General features: G+C 67.3%; 17 protein-coding genes. All 17 read right to left on the bottom strand.

The genetic code is table 11. From position 1 onward, the window contains the following. Positions 1 to 7 precede the first annotated feature (7 nt). The 17 genes from ACZ4Z5_RS12895 to ACZ4Z5_RS12815 all read right to left on the bottom strand — a co-directional run bounded on the left by ACZ4Z5_RS12895 (position 8) and on the right by ACZ4Z5_RS12815 (position 15,722). Positions 8 to 3,184, bottom strand: coding sequence for a hypothetical protein (locus tag ACZ4Z5_RS12895; RefSeq protein ID WP_468260867.1), 3,177 nt, complete (start codon positions 3,182 to 3,184; stop codon positions 8 to 10). Positions 3,185 to 3,347: 163 nt separating this feature from the next. Then, positions 3,348 to 6,248: a hypothetical protein gene (locus ACZ4Z5_RS12890; RefSeq protein WP_468260863.1), complete on the bottom strand. Its 2,901-nt coding sequence runs from the start codon at positions 6,246 to 6,248 to the stop codon at positions 3,348 to 3,350. Between the two features lie 129 nt (positions 6,249 to 6,377). Beyond that, on the bottom strand, positions 6,378 to 6,776 hold the full coding sequence (locus tag ACZ4Z5_RS12885; protein WP_468260861.1) for a hypothetical protein: 399 nt from the start codon (positions 6,774 to 6,776) through the stop codon (positions 6,378 to 6,380). 27 nt (positions 6,777 to 6,803) lie between these two features. Further along, positions 6,804 to 7,211, bottom strand: coding sequence for a hypothetical protein (locus tag ACZ4Z5_RS12880; protein WP_468260859.1), 408 nt, complete (start codon positions 7,209 to 7,211; stop codon positions 6,804 to 6,806). A gap of 45 nt (positions 7,212 to 7,256) precedes the next feature. Continuing rightward, the gene (locus tag ACZ4Z5_RS12875) at positions 7,257 to 7,904 is read right to left on the bottom strand and encodes an endonuclease VII domain-containing protein (RefSeq protein WP_468260856.1); all 648 of its coding nucleotides are present in this window, start codon (positions 7,902 to 7,904) and stop codon (positions 7,257 to 7,259) included. Positions 7,905 to 7,925: 21 nt separating this feature from the next. Continuing rightward, a complete protein-coding gene (locus ACZ4Z5_RS12870) occupies positions 7,926 to 8,339 on the bottom strand; it encodes a hypothetical protein (RefSeq protein WP_468260854.1) in 414 nt (137 codons plus the stop codon). Positions 8,340 to 8,342: 3 nt separating this feature from the next. Next, positions 8,343 to 8,780 carry a hypothetical protein gene (locus ACZ4Z5_RS12865; protein WP_468260851.1) on the bottom strand — a complete coding sequence of 146 codons (438 nt, stop codon included), beginning with the start codon at positions 8,778 to 8,780 and terminating at the stop codon, positions 8,343 to 8,345. A gap of 10 nt (positions 8,781 to 8,790) precedes the next feature. Beyond that, entirely contained in the window at positions 8,791 to 9,537 is a 747-nt protein-coding gene (locus ACZ4Z5_RS12860) for a hypothetical protein (RefSeq protein WP_468260848.1), read from the bottom strand. Further along, complete coding sequence (locus tag ACZ4Z5_RS12855) at positions 9,538 to 9,996, bottom strand: hypothetical protein (RefSeq protein ID WP_468260845.1); 459 nt, start codon at positions 9,994 to 9,996, stop codon at positions 9,538 to 9,540. Positions 9,997 to 10,000: 4 nt separating this feature from the next. Then, on the bottom strand, positions 10,001 to 10,384 hold the full coding sequence (locus ACZ4Z5_RS12850; protein WP_468260842.1) for a hypothetical protein: 384 nt from the start codon (positions 10,382 to 10,384) through the stop codon (positions 10,001 to 10,003). 2 nt (positions 10,385 to 10,386) lie between these two features. Continuing rightward, positions 10,387 to 11,445: a hypothetical protein gene (locus ACZ4Z5_RS12845; protein WP_468260840.1), complete on the bottom strand. Its 1,059-nt coding sequence runs from the start codon at positions 11,443 to 11,445 to the stop codon at positions 10,387 to 10,389. Between the two features lie 36 nt (positions 11,446 to 11,481). Next, positions 11,482 to 11,799, bottom strand: coding sequence for a hypothetical protein (locus tag ACZ4Z5_RS12840; protein WP_468260837.1), 318 nt, complete (start codon positions 11,797 to 11,799; stop codon positions 11,482 to 11,484). 96 nt (positions 11,800 to 11,895) lie between these two features. Next, positions 11,896 to 12,060, bottom strand: coding sequence for a hypothetical protein (locus tag ACZ4Z5_RS12835; protein WP_468260834.1), 165 nt, complete (start codon positions 12,058 to 12,060; stop codon positions 11,896 to 11,898). 261 nt (positions 12,061 to 12,321) lie between these two features. Further along, positions 12,322 to 12,768: a hypothetical protein gene (locus ACZ4Z5_RS12830; protein WP_468260831.1), complete on the bottom strand. Its 447-nt coding sequence runs from the start codon at positions 12,766 to 12,768 to the stop codon at positions 12,322 to 12,324. 13 nt (positions 12,769 to 12,781) lie between these two features. Beyond that, positions 12,782 to 13,297, bottom strand: coding sequence for a hypothetical protein (locus tag ACZ4Z5_RS12825; protein WP_468260828.1), 516 nt, complete (start codon positions 13,295 to 13,297; stop codon positions 12,782 to 12,784). 95 nt (positions 13,298 to 13,392) lie between these two features. Continuing rightward, entirely contained in the window at positions 13,393 to 14,757 is a 1,365-nt protein-coding gene (locus tag ACZ4Z5_RS12820; RefSeq protein ID WP_468260825.1) for a phage major capsid protein, read from the bottom strand. A gap of 11 nt (positions 14,758 to 14,768) precedes the next feature. Next, complete coding sequence (locus ACZ4Z5_RS12815) at positions 14,769 to 15,722, bottom strand: head maturation protease, ClpP-related (protein WP_468260822.1); 954 nt, start codon at positions 15,720 to 15,722, stop codon at positions 14,769 to 14,771. Positions 15,723 to 15,817 lie beyond the last annotated feature (95 nt).

Raw genomic sequence — 15,817 nt, 5'->3', positions numbered from 1 at the left:
TCCCTCCCTAGAGTGCCGCTATCGCGGGCTGGTAGAGGCGCACGTCCGCGCCAGCCGAGTGCGCCTTGGTGACGCCATTCACGCTGCGGGTGACGGACATGACGCACGGGTTGAGGACGTTGAAGTTGTCGTAGCGCATGATCGGGTTCACGTTCGTGTTGCCGGTGACGAGGATTGAGCGGACCCCGTACCGGTTCGCCGCGGTCAGGGATGAGTCGGTCGTCTGTAGCTGCCAGAGGCGCGGCTCCCGGCCTGTCGTCGGCCACGCCTTCGCGTACAGCGACGTGCCCTCGAGCTTGAACCGCACCGAGATGTAGGTGTCCGCCGCGTGCGTCACCCCGGCGAGCGTGTACGTGGCAAGCTGCATCTCGACCGCGGCCACGCGTTCCCGGATCGACAGGATGACGGCCTGGGCCGTGGTGAACTCGAGGCGGGCCATGTACATGTTGTCGATGTCGATCGCACGCGCCATAAGCCCCATGCAGATCGACTGCCCCGTGGCCGTGGCGCTGGTCGCGCACTCCACGTACAGGTCGGCGTCTGCGCTCACCGCGGTCAGAGACGAGCGGCGGGACGTGTTGACCGACGTCATCAGATGAGTGCCGCGCCCAGACGCCACGTCGTAATCAGTCGAGGCGCCACCGTTGTTCACCCAGGAGCCCCCGACGTCGGCACTCCCCCACGTGTCGGTCTGGTTCGTGGAGAAATCGTCCTCACCAGCACCCGTGATGTCGGTGACGGTGATCCGCTCCCCTCCCATGAGCACATCGAAGGGGAACTCTGAGCTGGACTGAGTCCAGTTTTCGCCATCGGTCGCGTACACGGTCATGCTGGTCGCCGAGGACGTGATGCCCGACAGCAACTCGGAGCCGTCCGTATCCGCCCGGCCGTAGCTGGTGTCATCCGCGATGGCGATCGTGTACGGAGACGCAGGCGTGCAGTTGAGTTGGATGTCCCACTGGTACTGAGACAGCGTCTCCATGTAGCCCTGCACCAGTAGATCAATGTTGCCCGGCGGGAAGCGGGACGGCGTGCCCGTGATCTGCATCCGCATGCCAGAGTCCAGCTCGGCCACGTCGTCGATGATGCTGGGTGCGGCCTGCAGGCCGAGGTTGACGACCGGGTACCGGGCCTCATCGACGGTGCCCACGTGCACCAGCCAGGCGGCGTGGTGGTCTGTCTGGTCGTCCTGGTACAGGTTGAGGGTGGTCTGCTGGTCGTACCGGCCGGCCCCGTCGGGCGGGGACTGCACCGACATGCTGCCGGACTCGAGGACGTACCGCGCCGACGAGCCGCCCACGCGGGTGACGGTCTGGTCGTTGACGGTGTTCTGGTCGTCGTCGACCGGGTCCAGTGGCGCCATGAGGTCCGTTGAGTACGTGAGAGACGCGGTGACGGTCTGCCCGTAGAGAGAGCACCGGTCGCGGTAGCGGAGGCCGAGCCGGTTACGGTCCTCGTACAGGATCCCGTGGTCGGCTTCAGCGGCCTCCCGCAGGAGATCGAGGAAAATGTCCGGCCGCTGGGCCCCCACCTGCTCCGATTCGATGTCGACGTCGCCGTCCAGGTAGGTGAAGGTCTGGTCCTCCTCCTCGGTGAGGCGACGGATCCGCGCGATGGCGGTATCGCCGGCGTAGCCGTCCGCGGCACCTGTGTAGATGCTGCTGTCAGCCGTGTTGAAGACGGAGATGTGGCCGAGGGCGGTGCCGTCGAGGGCGGCGGCGAAGGTGTTGCTGATGCGGGTGACGCGTCCGATGTCTGAGGCCGCGCCCGCGTAGGTGCCGTTGATCGTGGTGACGTCATCGTCGACCGAGTAGACCGACAGGGTGATCCGGTTGTTGGCGCCCGCGTTCTCGTGGAGGATCTGGAACCGGCGCCAGGTCCCATACATGCCGGTGTCGTTCTGCCCGAGGGTGAGGACGCCGGTGTCGAAGGAGTCGACGGCCTGCATCTCCATGTAGCCGGCCGCGGACACCATGATGCGGATCTTTGCGACTGAGGTGCCGCTCGTGTGGATGTCGAGGAGCGTCGTGTCCACGCTGATCGAGTTCGGCAGCTTCACCATGAACTCGACCTGGTATGCGTTCGCCGCGGAGGCTGGGGCGGGGGCCGACGCGGTGATGTGGCAGCCTGTGCTGAACGTGGGCAGGGCCTTGGATCCGGGCAGGTTGTCGTCGGCTGCCCAGGTCATCGTGCCGGTCGGTCGGAACGTGTTGACTCCGGGGATGGGTGAGTACCCTCGGGTGGCGCCGGACTCCTCCTCGAGGGGCCAGTAGGCGAGCAGGTCGGGATCGGTGGGTATGCGACGGCGTAGCGTGGACTCCAGCTGCTGCTGACCCTGTCCCAGTCGGCGCAGGATCCCGGAGGCCTCGACCTGGGTGTAGGTGTCGGTGCCGCTAGGGTCGGCGCGCATGGGCCAAGCGGTGACCTCGCCGATGAAGCGGACTTTCCGTTTCGTGATCTCCGCATCCCCAGCCAGGGTCCACGTGCGGCCGGCGCCGTCCGCGAAACTGCTGGCGCCGGCTGTCTGGGCGGTGAAGTCGGGAATGGCTACCGCGGAGCCGGCGATGCCGTCGAGAACCTGGGCGGCGTAGATCTCACCCGTGGGTGCGGCGTAGCCCAGGTTCTGGATCTCGCCGACGTCCAGGGGCGCGGTGCTCGCGAAGATGCTGGTGACGCCGCCGAAAGTGATGGGGTCGCCCAGTTGTGTCCACGTCCCCGAGATCGAGTCGGACCAGTAGAACGTCACCGTGTGGCCGCCCGCGCCGTTGTTGACGTCGAGAGTCGCACGGACGGCCATGCGCCCCGTGGCCGTGACGGGCAGCGGGTCGGACACCTCTTCGTTGAAGTCCGCGCCTGTCGTTGACCAGCCGAACTGCAGCCGGCCGCTCTTCGTGATCAGGCGATAGGAGCGCTGGTTGCCGGTGATGTTGAACTTGCCGATGAGGGTCTGCTCGGTGGTGCTCATCCAGTCGTACAGGCGTGCCTCGGCGCGGAGGTCGATGTCGCCGGTGATGTCCAGTGCTGCGGCGTCCGGTGTGCTGGCCCGGTCCCCGGAGGAGTCGTTGATGGCCATGTACGGCGTACCCTCGTGGACACTGACCCGTACCGGGGTGTTGCGGCCGATCTTCCCGTAGTAAGTACCGCTCGGGTTCCGGGGACTGTACTTGCCCGTGCGGTTGTCCAACGTGAACGTGCAACGGGACGGCTCAACCTGCCGCGACTCGTCAGCCCGGCCGCGGCTAATCCTGATCTCATCCCGGCTGTACACATCGGACGTGATGCTCGTCCACGCGCCGTCAATCAGCAGCTCAACCCGAGTGTCCAGGGGGGTCTGAGGGAACGCCACGTCAGAGCTCCTTTCCGCCGAGCACGAGCTGAACGTTGCCACCGCGGACCCGGACGGACTTACGGAGGATCTCCAGCAGCAAGTCGTCAAGCCGCGACCCTGACGAGCGGATCTCCAGCACCGCGGGCGCCGATCCGCCGCGCGCATCCCCCACCAGCCGACGCGAGTCCGGGTTCGACCTGACCGTGGACCCGGGGGCAAGCTGCACCAGCTCCGGACCCTGCTCACCCACCAGAGTGAGCCGCGACCTCGGGCCGCCACCCGCTGCACCGACGACACCACCGGTCGCCATCTCCCGGCCGCCAGAGCCCTTCGGGTGCCCGACGGTTCCGTGCTTGGTGATGAAGACGGTAGTGATCCTCACGGTCTTGTCGTGGACGCTGTTGAGCTGGGAACGGGCGCGGGCGATCGCTGCCTCAAGCTCCCGGATTTCCGCGCGAATCCGCGCCTTGCGCGAGTCCGGCACCTTCGACAGCTGCGCCTTCGCCCGGTTCAGCTTGGCCTGCAGGTCTTCCATGTTGCCGCGCAGCCGAGCGGTCTTGTCCGGGGTCTTCAGGATCTGCGCAGCCAGCGACGCCGCCTCTCTCCTGGTCAGACCCATCTGCACCGCGGCCTCGATCAACTTCTGCCTACCGCGCGTGTAGATACCGTTGACCGTTGCCCATGACTGGCCGTTCTGGCGGGCTGCCGCGGCAGCTTCGTCGGTCTTTGCGGCAAGGTCCGTCAACGCGGAAGCCGCACTCCGCGCTTTCTCCGTATTGAGGTCCAACCGGCCACCCACCATGTTCAGAGCGCCCGCGTTCTCCTTCGCCGACTTCGCAGCAGCGTCGATAGCGGCCTCGAACCCGATCATTCCGCCAAGTGCTTGCCGGTGGACATCGTTCAGGGCCTGGATCGCACCGCGCAGGCCGTCCGTGCTGGCCTTCTGCGCATCGAGCTTCTCCTTCACCGACAGCGCCTGCTGCCCGAAGAGCCCCATACTCTCGGCGATCATCTGCTGCTCGAACTTGAGGTCGGCGAGGGCGGACTTGTAATCGTCGAGCTGGGCCCGCAGCTCGCCTCCCGTCAACCCCTGCTTCTCCATCGCCGCAGCCACACGATCGAACGCGGCACTCGCCAGCTCCGCGTTACCCGACTTCACCAGCGACGCGAGCCCCTTGTCGAGGGCGTCGATCTGTTCCTTTGCCACAGAGAAAGGGGTGGAGTCGAAGCCGGTCCAGGACACGAGCATCTGCTGGAGGCTTTCACGGTTCGACGGGCGTGCCAGGGTCCGCAGGCTGAGCTCAAGCTCTCCGAAGTCCTTGCCGAGCATGCGGGCGGCCTCGCCGGAGAGCTTCCCGCCCTGGGCGAAGTCCCGCAAGGAGCCCGCCATTTTGTCCAGATCAGCGGGCGCCTGCCGTCCCACCTGCGACAACTGCGAAAGCACAACGACAATTGCACCGATACCCGTGGCAATGAGCGCAGCCCTCGCACCAACGGAAAGCGCACCGAACGCTGCGGTCAACGTGCCGAGTGTGCCGGACGCCCCCACAGCCGCAGCGGCCATGGCAGTGATCTGCACACGGAACGCCGCTAGCAGCCCGCCCAGGGCGGCAACGCCCGCGATAGCCAGCTTGACGGCCTTGAAAGCGATCGCGAACTGCAGCAGCATGCTGAGCGCCTCGGCCGGGATCGCGTCGATGAGCCGGGCGAACGCGTTGACGGCTGCCAGCATGCCGACGCCGACATCAGACGCTGCGACCACCAGGTTGGCCAGCGCACGCCCGAGGTTCCCCAGCGTGTCAGCGACAGCCGGGCCGACCTCTCTCACATAGTCCATGAACTCCGCGAAAGCGCCGGACCCCGCCCCACCACTCATGACCCGCATGAAATGGATCAGGCCGTCGGTGGCCTTACGCAGCGCCCCCGAGGCGAACTCCGCGAACCGCTTCATGAACGCCTCGAAGCCGGCCGACTCCACACCACCCGCCAGGACCGTCATCAGACGGCTCAGCTCGGCGCTCGCCCCCTGCGCCAACGGCGTCATCTTCTGGAGAAGGCCCGAGAAGAGCGCGAAACTCTTGGTGGCCACGGGCATCGTGCTGCCCGACAGCTCGGTGGACCAGCCCTTGAACTCGTCCTTCAGCACCGAGAACGCTGCAGCCGCCTCGCGGGTGGCGGGCGGCAGTTTGGACACCTCACGGAGGTACGCCGTCTCCGCTTTCACCGCCTGGTCCGAGGCGCGCCCGTGCTCCTCCACGGCCTCGGTGTACTTCTTCTCCGCCTGGGACGCCTCCGCCAACGCCTTGATCTGCGGGATGAGGGCGACACCGAATGCCATCACGGCCGCCCCGGCGGCTCCAACAGCTGCGGCGATCGGTACCGCGGCTGCGGCCACGGGGATCAGGGCCGGGGACAAGGCGATTGCTGCTGTGCGCAGGGCGTTCATGCCGTCGCCGGCGGAGGCACTGGAGGTGCGGAGCGTGCCGAGACTGCCCCGCAGGCCGCCCATGGCGGCGCCGGCGCGGCGGAGGCTACTGTCGAGGTCGTCCATGTCCGAGCGCAGTGAGCGCGTGCGGTCGGACATGGTGCCCAGGCGTCCGTCTGCGCTCTGGAGCCGCGTGTTCATGGTGCGGAGCGAGTTGTTGGCGCCGGTCATGCCGTCCCGGAGCTCGCTCATGGCTGCTGCGGCAGCGGCGGCTCGTCCGCGAAGGGTCCGCAGCTCACGCGAGGCACGCTCGGCTGCTTCGGCCAGGGCTCGGAGTGCGACAGCGGCAGCCGTCGCCCGCGCCGTCAGCGCGGTGAGGGCCTGGCCGCTGTCGCTGGCGCGCTGTCGAAGCTGCCGGAGGGACTGGTTGACGGCGGCCAGCCCAGACTGTGTCTGGTTGTTGACCCGGACGCTGATCGAGATGTCATTCGCCACCGCTACCTCCCTCCGGGGTGCCGAGCTTTTCGATGCGGAGGAGCCTCCACAGGGAGGCGTCCTCGGCTAGGAGCTGGCTGGGCAGGCATCCGAAGCGTTCGCACAGGCCCAGCACCGTGCGTGCGTAAGTCAGCTCACGAGGCTCGACGACAGGGTTTCCATGGGAATCGACGCCTCCAGGGACGGCTCGCCATCGGGCGAGCTCTGCTCCAAAGGGGCCGGCACCCCGGCCATGGCGTCCATCCACGCAGCGGCGATCTTCAGCACGAAGTCCTGGTCCTGCTCGTACACCGACTCCGCCGTAGCCGGGACCGCGTTGCCGTCCTCGTCTTCGAGGTTCCAGCTGATGAGTGAGTCGGCGAACCGCTGCAGCTGGTCGGCGATGCCACTGGCGTCGACTTCGCCCAGGCCGATGACCTCCAGGTACTCCCGCAGGTTCATCGACCGCAGCGTGACCTGCAAGCCGGCGAACTCGTGCGGCTCGTCGAAAGTGAGGTTGATGCGCTTCTTCTCGCGACGGTAGCCCACGTCAGGCCCCCTTCTGACAGTTATTGATCAAGCCCAAGTCGGGACAGATCCGTCCGAAAGCACCCCAGGAACCGCGAACGTGAGTTCACCAGAGTCGCTGCGAGTGAGCGGGTAGTCCGTGAACAGGCACTCGTTAGCGAGGGTCTGTCCCGAGACGGTGAGCGTCACGGTGCGCGCCACCGAGGTCGACGGCACGGTCTTGAACACGTCGTGCGACTGGTTCGCCGCATCGTTGAAGACACCGTTCAGGGTGACCGAAAAGTCGGCGAGCAGGAGCAGTCGCTCCATGGCGGACTTGTCGATACCGGTCACGTCCTGAACAGCCCGCGGCGTAGCGAACTGCAGGTTGGTGATGTCGTTTTTGATCGCCCTGGCGGTGCCTGACGCATCGTCAACCGAGCACACCGACCAGCCCAATCCGGACTCTTTGGCCAAGGCTACTGCCCTCCCTGCTGAGAGGAGGGCAGTAGCTGCCCTCCCTTACTGAACTGGTTTCGCGCGCTGCCGCAGCAGATAGCTGATGGCCTTGCGCATGAGGACCGGGTCATCGTCCAGCAGGCCGATGGCTCGGTTGCATTTTTGGCAGAGCAGACCGCGCACGACGCCAGTCTTGTGACAGTGATCGACCGCCAGCCTGAATTGTTTACCGGTGCGCCCGTGCGCGTTCGGCTCATCCCGGCCGCATACAGCGCACACCCCTCCCTGCTCTCGCAGCAGCGCGTTGTACTCGGCGACAGAGAGACCGTAGTTGTTCTGCAGGTTCCACCGACGTCGATTTTCGTTGGCCCGCTCAGAGTTATCCTCGAACCACTTCCGTGCCCGCTCCGAGCAGCATTCCTTGCAGTGGCTGCGGTAGACCGGGTTCGTCGTCTCTGTGGCTTTGCGGGCGAGGCTGAAGTCGGCCAGGGCCTTGATGACACCGCACTTGCGGCAGGTCTTGGGGGTGTCGAGGCTCGGGGCTGGCCGCAGGGCGCGACGCGGCTTGGGAACGAAGTTAGCGGCGTGGCGGGCGGCGTCGCACTGCTTGCAAGACGACTTGCGGCCGTACTTGCCGCGAGGCGCCTTGGAGAATTCAGACAGGGGCTTGTCGACGGCGCACTTGGTGCACCGTCTTGAGTCAGGCTGCATGGCACAATTCTAGTGAATTCCTTAGCCACTTGACTCACCTCCTGTCGAATTCCCCTGCTTTCTAGGCGCCTGCCTTTCTGTGACCCACTTGGGCTCGCGGTCTCGGCTGGCCGCAAGGCAGCCGAACACCTTACGGACCCCGTTGCGCTCGACCCACTCCTCGTGGAACTGGACTTGCACTGGGATCGCCTGATCGCCGAACGTGAGCGTGAGCGGGTGGATCTGACTGCCGCCGTCTACCAGTGCGCGCAGCCGCTCGCTCGGGCCTGACAGCGTGATTGCGAAGCCCCGAGGTCCGAGGACCCTCCGCTGTGCGCGTCCGTCGTCGTGCGGCACGTCGTACACCAGGGCCGGGCTATTGAAGTCGAGTTCATCGCAGTCGGCGGTGAAGTCCTCGCCGCCAATCTCAAGGCGCCAGCGCTTAGATTCGCTCACGGCTCACCCCTTGTCCTGCTGGTCGACGAGTCGGAGCTGGTGCTCGCCGAAGTCCTCCACCCAGTCCTGGGCCCTGGTGTGTTGGCGGATCCTGCCGGTGGGGTTGCCGCGCCAGTCCCCGTCCCGCACCGCGTACAGCTCGGGCCGCGTCTTGTGGTCGGCGAAGCACCGCTGGCGGCTGTCGAAGCGGAACACGGTCAGGCCGGCGGCCGTCTTCTGCTCGCGGAACGTGCGGCCGGACGTCTGCCGGATGTAGGCCGCCTGCCGCTTGCCGAGGTTGGTGGTCTCGTCGATGGTCGACTCCCAGCCGTGCAGCCACGCTGCACAGCCCACCTGCTCGCACGCCGCGCGAACGAGGGTGTCTCGCGGCTGGTCGATGCTGTACGTCTGGTAGGCGCCCGGGGCGAGGTACAGCCGGTCGGCTCGGTTCAGTTCACGCATGGCAGGCCCCTTAGAACGCTGTCGCGATGTCGTTGCGGTTGACGGTCACGGCGAACACCGCTTCGGAGAACGTGCCGGTCGTGACCACGCGCAGGTATCGCTCGATGGTCTGGCTGGACGACGTAGCGATCCGCTCGGAGGTGATGCCGGTAGCTGCGGTGAACGCGCCGCCGGTCACGTCGGCCCAGGCGTCGCCTGATCCGTCGTCGCTGGACTCCTGTAGCTTCACGGTCACGCTGGTGCCTGTGAACGCGAACACGTGCAGGTAAGCCTGCAGCCCGAAGGCGGTGGATCCGGTACCGAAGTCCACCGAGGACCCGTTGGTGGCGCTGGTGTCCGTGCGCTTCCCGGCCGTCATCTGCCGTCCCCACTCCAGGCCGTAGCCGGAGCCCTGTGCGTCGACGGTGAACGTGAACTCGCCGCTGTCGGCTCGGGTGCCGTCGTAGTTGAGCTGCTTGGCGGCGAGGCACGCCGACGGGTTGCCGAGCGTCGTGCCACGGCAGTACGTGAGGATCACGTCGCTGGTCGGCAGAGTCTTGAACCGCGAGTGAGCCCGGTCGGTGGCCGGGTTGAAGAACGTGCTCATCTGCAGTCGGCCGTCGCGCACCAGCCCGATCCGCTCCATTGCGCTCTTGTCAATGCCCGTCACGTCCTGGACCGCCGGGCCGCCGCCGATGTTGCTGACGGCGCCGATGTCCCCGCTGAGGTCGTAGCCCGCGATGAACAGCGCATCGCCGAGCCCGGACTGCTTTGCCACCTAGGCCACCTCATCCCATAGGTCGTTGACCACGACTGGCAGCGTGATCGTCATGACGCGGTACTGGGCGTCGTCCTGCCCGATGTAGCCGGCGCGCGCCCGCATCGGCTGGCCGTAGGCGCCTCTCACGTCGACGTGCCGCACATCGGAGGAGCCGCCGAGCTGGAAGTCGCCGATGTACGCGCGGAACAGGTCGTCGACGGCGGCGAGCATGTTCGGGTCGATGGCGTCGGCTGGCTCGGTCTGCATGCTCGAGAAGATCCGCACGTTGAGGATCAGGACCGCGCTCGTTGTGCCGAGCCCGGAGCGAGTGGGCACCAGGTCGTCCACCCACACGGCAGCGGAAAGCCCGTGGCCCGGCGGGTTCTCGGGCTCATGCTGATTGACGCGCTCGAAGTGCCCGGAAGCCATGGCGTGAGAGACGACCGTGTCGAGAATCGTGGTGATCTGCAGGGCCACCGGGTCACCTCATCTCCGGGAGACGCCGCTGTACGGCTCGCTCGGCGATCTGACGGCCGCGTGCGCGGACAAGCTGCTTGGTGCGCTGCCAGTGCTTGTAGCCCTTGAAGCGCGTGACCGGGTAGTTACGGGACCCGACTCCCTCCAGCCAGGGCCCGTACACGACGCCGGAGTCGTGGACGCGGGACGTGTCCGCCGAGACCCGCTCGGTCTTCACGCGGGACTCGTAGTAGCCGGTCGGGTTCTTGAACGCGGCGCCCATCAGGCTGAGCACGTGCTCCTCAGCGAATTCGGCGATGTCCTCGCGGGCGTCGTCGCAGGCGTGTTGCATGGCACGTGCAGCGCGCCCGTCGAACAGCGGGCCGTCCGCGCGGACCTCAATGGACATGCTCATACCCCCCGGATCCGGGCCTTGCGGCCGTGGGAGGCGTAGACCTGCTGCCGCAGCGCCTCGAGGCCCCGCTGGTCACGAGCACGCTCGGTGCTGCCCTCGCCAGAGCGGGCCACCTTGGAGTAGCCGGCGGTCTCAAGGGTCAGGGTGGTGATGGCATCGGCGATGACAAGCTGCCGGACGGGGCCCGGCGCGTCCCACCGGTACACGGTCGTCGAGGTGCTGTGAGCCGCGGCGGTCGTGCCCATCGCGCCGCGGGTGACGGTGAGAGTGCGGGGGGCGTAGACGTCAGCGCCGACAGAGTGGGCGGCGAGCACGGTGCCGTCCCATGCGCGCTTGACCGTCAGGGTGTTGCCGGCGATGTCGACGACGAGCATGCGTTCGGAGTCGATGAGCAGGATCTCATCGACGGCGAATGAGGTGCCGTCGGACACAGTGACGGTGACGCTGGCAGCTGATGCGGTGAGGCCAGAGCCGCCAAGGTTTTGCCCGGTGTCGAGCATGCTGCGCCCGGTGACCAGCATCCGCTCCGAGTCGACGCGCAGCACCGAGCCGACGCCCAGTTCGGCGGACGCAGCGCCCGTCACGTCGACCCCGGACTCGGAGGCGTCGAGCGCCTCGGCGAGGGCGCCCACGGCGGTCTCGTCGTTGCGGTAGCCGAACAGCCCCGTCACGGTGATGTCCCGCTGGTGGGTGTCGCCGCCGCCGTAGGCAGCGTTCGAGTCCAGGTCGATCTCGATGCGGTTGTACGGCGGGCCGGATCGGTTCGGCTCGAGGAAATAGTCGCTGGAGGCGATCGTGGTGCCGCCGGACGACAGGGTGGTGACAGAGATGAGCTCGTGGTCGTCGAGCCACAGCCGCCACGGCCGCGCGGTCTGCCCGTTCGGCCAGTCCCAGTACCGGGTCGCCGTCTCCGGGTAGAAGCGCCGGTGGCACAGGGCCTCCACACTGCGGGATGCGCCTTCGAGCGCCCGGTCGACCTGCCGCGCGTTGCGGGCGGTCTCCTTGTAGTCGAGGGCGCGCTGGACGTCCTCACGGGTGGCGTACCAGATCCCCATCTCCGTTCACCTCCTTCCAGATGCCTTGCGGAGCTCTTAGGGCCGGCCGTACAGGGAGAAACTGACCCCGGTGAATGACGGCGAGTCGGTGCCGCCGACCGTCCAGCGGATCCGGCCGAGGTCGGTCAGGACGTAGCCGCTGGTGATGTTGCCGTAGACGGTTCCGCTGCTGGTGAGCACGGCCCCGCTGATCGCGGTTGCGTTAGAGGTGAGCGCCCAGTTCCCGAACGCATCACTCGCATCGAAGAACACCGCAAGCGTGGGGTTCGTCCCGGTGGGCGCGTTGGCAACGTTTACGACGAGGAGACCGGAGCTGATCCGGGAGATGTCGATGGCGCCGGTCCGGCCGGTCACTGCGTTCGTGATGCCAGCGGTGACGTGGTTTGTGCTGCTGTTCAGGGTCAGACCGCTGACCCTGAACAATTCGTTCGACCGGTAAGCGCTCACGTCTCACCGCCGTGGTCGCCATCCGTCGAAGGGGCAGTAGAGCTGTCCGTCCGGGCCTGCTTTGAGCGGCTCGCCGTCTTGCGGGCAGGCTTGCGGGGGCTGCTCGCGCTCGGCTCGGAGCTCGTCGGCGTACTCGCGGGTGATGGAGAGGAGCTCTTCCCAGGCCATACCTGGTCACCTTCGTCGAAGTGCACGAGCTCAGGGCCGTGCTCGCCCCTCAGCTCGGTCCGAGCCGGTGCCGTGCTCGCGGGGGGCTCTGTCACGGCACCGGCGGTCTCGAGGTCGAAGCGGTTGCTGGGACCGCCGTGGACCGTGTTCTTCGGCATGGGTTCTCCCTGCTCGACGTGCGCAGTCGACTGGCAGTGCGGGCAGCATGAAGCGCCCACCGCGTACACGGCGGTGCACTCCACGCACACCCAGGCGGCCATGTCAGGCCGCCACCAGCGTCGCGCCCTCGGTCAACGGCACCCACGTGCAGTACACCGTCAGTGCACCGTCCACGTTGGTCCCGTTCGAGTCGAGTTCCACGGTTCCCGTGGACACGACTGCCGAGATGGGCGGGCCGTTCCTCACGAACGCGGCGCTGTCCGGCTCCCAGCCCAGAACGGTCCCGGCGGCCGTATCGGTGGTGCCGAGGTCGCCGGCGCAGATAGCGGACGTGTCACCGGTCGTCGGGTTGGCCTGGATCGTGACCGTGTTCGCCACGGTGATGGCTGTGGTCACCTTCGCCCACATGGCAGTGATCAGGACCTCGCCGCCAGCGACGGTGAACAGGGTGGGGGTGACGTCCTCGTCGAGGGTGCCGGACGCGGTGGAGACAGGCGCGTTACCCAGAAGCAGGTTCCGCAGCTGGGAGCCCTGGATGATCGCAGTCATGGGTCGGGCTCCCTTAGCTCAGCGGGGCGACGAGGTTCTGCGGCGCGCGCTGAACCGCAAGGTCACGGAGGATGTACAGGCAGGTCGACAGCTGTGCGTTCGAGCCCTCGCCGCCGCTGTTCAGGCTGATGTAGTCGTAACCGTCTGACAGCTGCCGGGCGTCGACCTCAATGACGAGGATCTGCTCGTGCTCCGCCGACGTACCGGCGCCCCCAGCCTCAGTGATTTCCGAGGCCGCAGTCTGGGTGAGCCTCGACCAGGTCTCGTCGCCGTCGAGGGTCGTCTCGTCCTTCAGGTAGTACGACGAGATGATGTCGAGGTCGGCGGTCGTGCCGCCCGTACTCGCGGTGTGCTGCTGCAGGTCGTAGGAGTGGTCGTCGCCTGCCGTGCCAGCCGCCTTGACGACGACAATGGTGCAGCCACCCGCGTGCTTGAGGGACACGCGCTTGCCGGTCTGCGCGGTCTGCGCATCGACAGGCGACCATCCCGTCGACAGGTCGAAGAGCCTGCCGAGTCCGTCCTGTGCCATGTTCAATCTCCTGTCTGTGGTGCCCTGCCGGGGCGACACTGCCGGCCCGGGTGGAAGCCGACGCCGGGGCGTTACTGCCGACGCCGGCCAGTCGGTTAGCTGCGGGTCTCAAGCTCGACGAACGGGGACAGGGTGTCTCCGCCGTTCTGGGGGGTGATGGCGTTCTGGAGCCAGGGGCGGCCGTCGACGCGCTGCAGGATCCGGAACGTGGTCTTGTCGGAGCCGAACTTGTAGTCCGTGCTCGAGGAGGCGGCCATGGTCTGCCGGTCGCCGATGAGGTAGTAGGAGAGGTCGACGAACGCGATGTCGCCGCGCGTGCCGAGCTGGCTGGCCTTTTCGCTGACGATGATGGGGCGGCCCAGCAGGGTGGCGTGCGGCGACTGCTGCCCTGCCGCCATGAAGATGGGGCCGCCGCCGGTGCCGACGGAGAGGGCCATCGTGTACAGCTCCGGCAGCACCTCGTTGCTGACGATCCATACGGCCCGGTTCAGCGAGGACGGGAGCATGCGGGCGTACATTTTGACCACGTTTTCCCACACGAGCGTTGCCGCCGCCTGGCCGGACTCCTTGCTCACGGCGATGGAAGCGGAGTTGGCGGCGCCGAGGAATCCCAGCGGCTCGCCCGCTCCCGTGCCGACCATGAACGCGACGTCCTCGTACCAGGCGAGGGTCTCGGGCCACAGTCGCTCGATCAGCGCGGAGAAGGAGATGAGTGAGTCGGCGAGCAGCTCGTTCGGCACCGCGGACAGGCCCGTGAGCTTCTTGGCGTCGAGGACGACGCGGCCGAACTTCGCGGAGGCGTCGGTGAACTCGGCGCCTTCCTCGCCCCAGTAGGCGACCATGCCGCCGAACACGGACGAGGAGTTCGACGTGGAGTCGATCATCGGGAACGGGACCCGCGCCGACTCCATCGGCACCACAGTTGCGCGGGGCCGGACCACGGCCATCTCCAGCGCAATCTCCAGCAGCTGCGACCGGAGCGTCTCCGGCACCAGGAACCCGCCATCCGACGGGACCACGCTGCCGAAGGCGTTGCGGATCTCCGACTGCTTGGCCAGCGCCGCGGGGTCCGTGTTGAGGTGCCAGATGTTGCGGATGTAGTCGGCGGCGTTGGTGAACTTGCCGTCGAGGACGGCACCGGGCGCCTTGGGGTTGTGCGCAGTGGCCTGCTTGTGACCGGTGAGCATGTTCCGGGGACCGGTCTGCGGGTCGAGGTTCAGCCGCTGGATGGACTCCTTGTCGGCCCGCTGGTCGTTCTCGCGAAGCATGTTGGCGAGCTGCTTCTGCGCTTCCTCGGCAACGAGCTGCTTCAGCTCGGTGCCGTCGCCCTGGCGCTGGTGCGCGTAGGAGTCGACGAACTTGACCAGCGAGTCGGTGCTCGCCAGGACTTCCTTGGCCTTCGCCGGGTCGGCGAGCATCTCTGCGAGCTCATCCGAGTTGCGCGGGACGGTAGTGGTCACGGGTGCCTCCTTCAGGCGTGAGTGCTCGTCGCCGCGCTGGACGACGTGGTGGTGTCGGTCAGGTGGGCGACGAGGGCAGCCCACGGGTCGGGGGCTGGCTCGCACAGGTGCGCGGTCAGGGACGCCCAGGCGTCTGCCTCAGCGGGCGGTTCAGGCTCGGGTTCTTGGGCCGGCGCCTCGTCGGTGACGACGTATTCGGTGACGTCCATGACAGTCGGCGCGGGCTCCTCGACTGTCTCGCCAGCCGTCTCCGTGGCCTGCGCCTTGAGGACGGGCACGGGGGCCTGTTCGCGGCTCTGGTAGCGGAAAGCGGCCCGGATCAGTGCGTCGGTGTGCATGGCCGGGACGCCCTCCTGCTCCGGCTCCTCTTCGGGCTGCTGCTCCTCGCCGCGACCCCGACGGGGCGGCTCCGCGACCTCGTCCGCAAGGCCCGCGTCGACGGCTTCCCGCGCCGAGTACCAGGTCTCCGCGCGCATCCGCTCACGCCACTCATCGGGCGTGCCGCCGGCCCGGTCCGCATACGCTCCGGCGATGTTGTCCGACTGCTTGTCGAGGAGGTCGGCCATCTCGCGCATGTCGACCGCGTTGCCCATGCACAGCCCGGACGCGTCGTGGATCATCATTTGGGAGCGGGGCATCATCACGACTCGGTCGCCTGCGAGGGCGATGACGGAGGCGATGCTGGCGGCGATGCCGTCCACGTAGACGGTGACGTTGGCGGGGTGGGAGGCTATGGCGTTGGCGATGGTGATTCCGTCGAAGACGCTGCCGCCCGGGGAGTTGATGCGGACGTTGAGCTGGCGGGCCTGGACCTGGCGCAGTTCGCGGACGAAGTCCTCGGCGCCGAGCCCCATCCAACTGATCTCGTCGTAGATCAGGACTTCGGCTTCGTCGGCGTTCAGGTTGGTGATGGAGTACCAGGGCTGGATGGAGGCTGTGGCCCGCGGTCGCCCCTCCCGGGCCACAGCTCCGACAACGTTGTCTACAACGTTGCCACCCCGGCGTCCGCCACGAACGCCGTCCCCGCCACCCAGCAGGATCCCGGACGCACCCACCGGCA

Source organism: Streptomyces sp. NPDC030222 (assembly GCF_055573115.1).
The sequence above is the reverse complement of the archived record's forward strand: the minus strand, read 5'-3'. Positions and strand labels throughout refer to the sequence as shown.

What these genes read in the sequence shown, in the direction of transcription:
- ACZ4Z5_RS12875 (WP_468260856.1), bottom strand. Translation starts at nt 7,904, where the DNA reads ATGCAGCCTGACTCAAGACGGTGCACCAAGTGCGCCGTCGACAAGCCC.
- ACZ4Z5_RS12865 (WP_468260851.1), bottom strand. Translation starts at nt 8,780, where the DNA reads ATGCGTGAACTGAACCGAGCCGACCGGCTGTACCTCGCCCCGGGCGCC.
- ACZ4Z5_RS12850 (WP_468260842.1), bottom strand. Translation starts at nt 10,384, where the DNA reads ATGTCCATTGAGGTCCGCGCGGACGGCCCGCTGTTCGACGGGCGCGCT.
- ACZ4Z5_RS12845 (WP_468260840.1), bottom strand. Translation starts at nt 11,445, where the DNA reads ATGGGGATCTGGTACGCCACCCGTGAGGACGTCCAGCGCGCCCTCGAC.
- ACZ4Z5_RS12835 (WP_468260834.1), bottom strand. Translation starts at nt 12,060, where the DNA reads ATGGCCTGGGAAGAGCTCCTCTCCATCACCCGCGAGTACGCCGACGAG.
- ACZ4Z5_RS12830 (WP_468260831.1), bottom strand. Translation starts at nt 12,768, where the DNA reads ATGACTGCGATCATCCAGGGCTCCCAGCTGCGGAACCTGCTTCTGGGT.
- ACZ4Z5_RS12825 (WP_468260828.1), bottom strand. Translation starts at nt 13,297, where the DNA reads ATGGCACAGGACGGACTCGGCAGGCTCTTCGACCTGTCGACGGGATGG.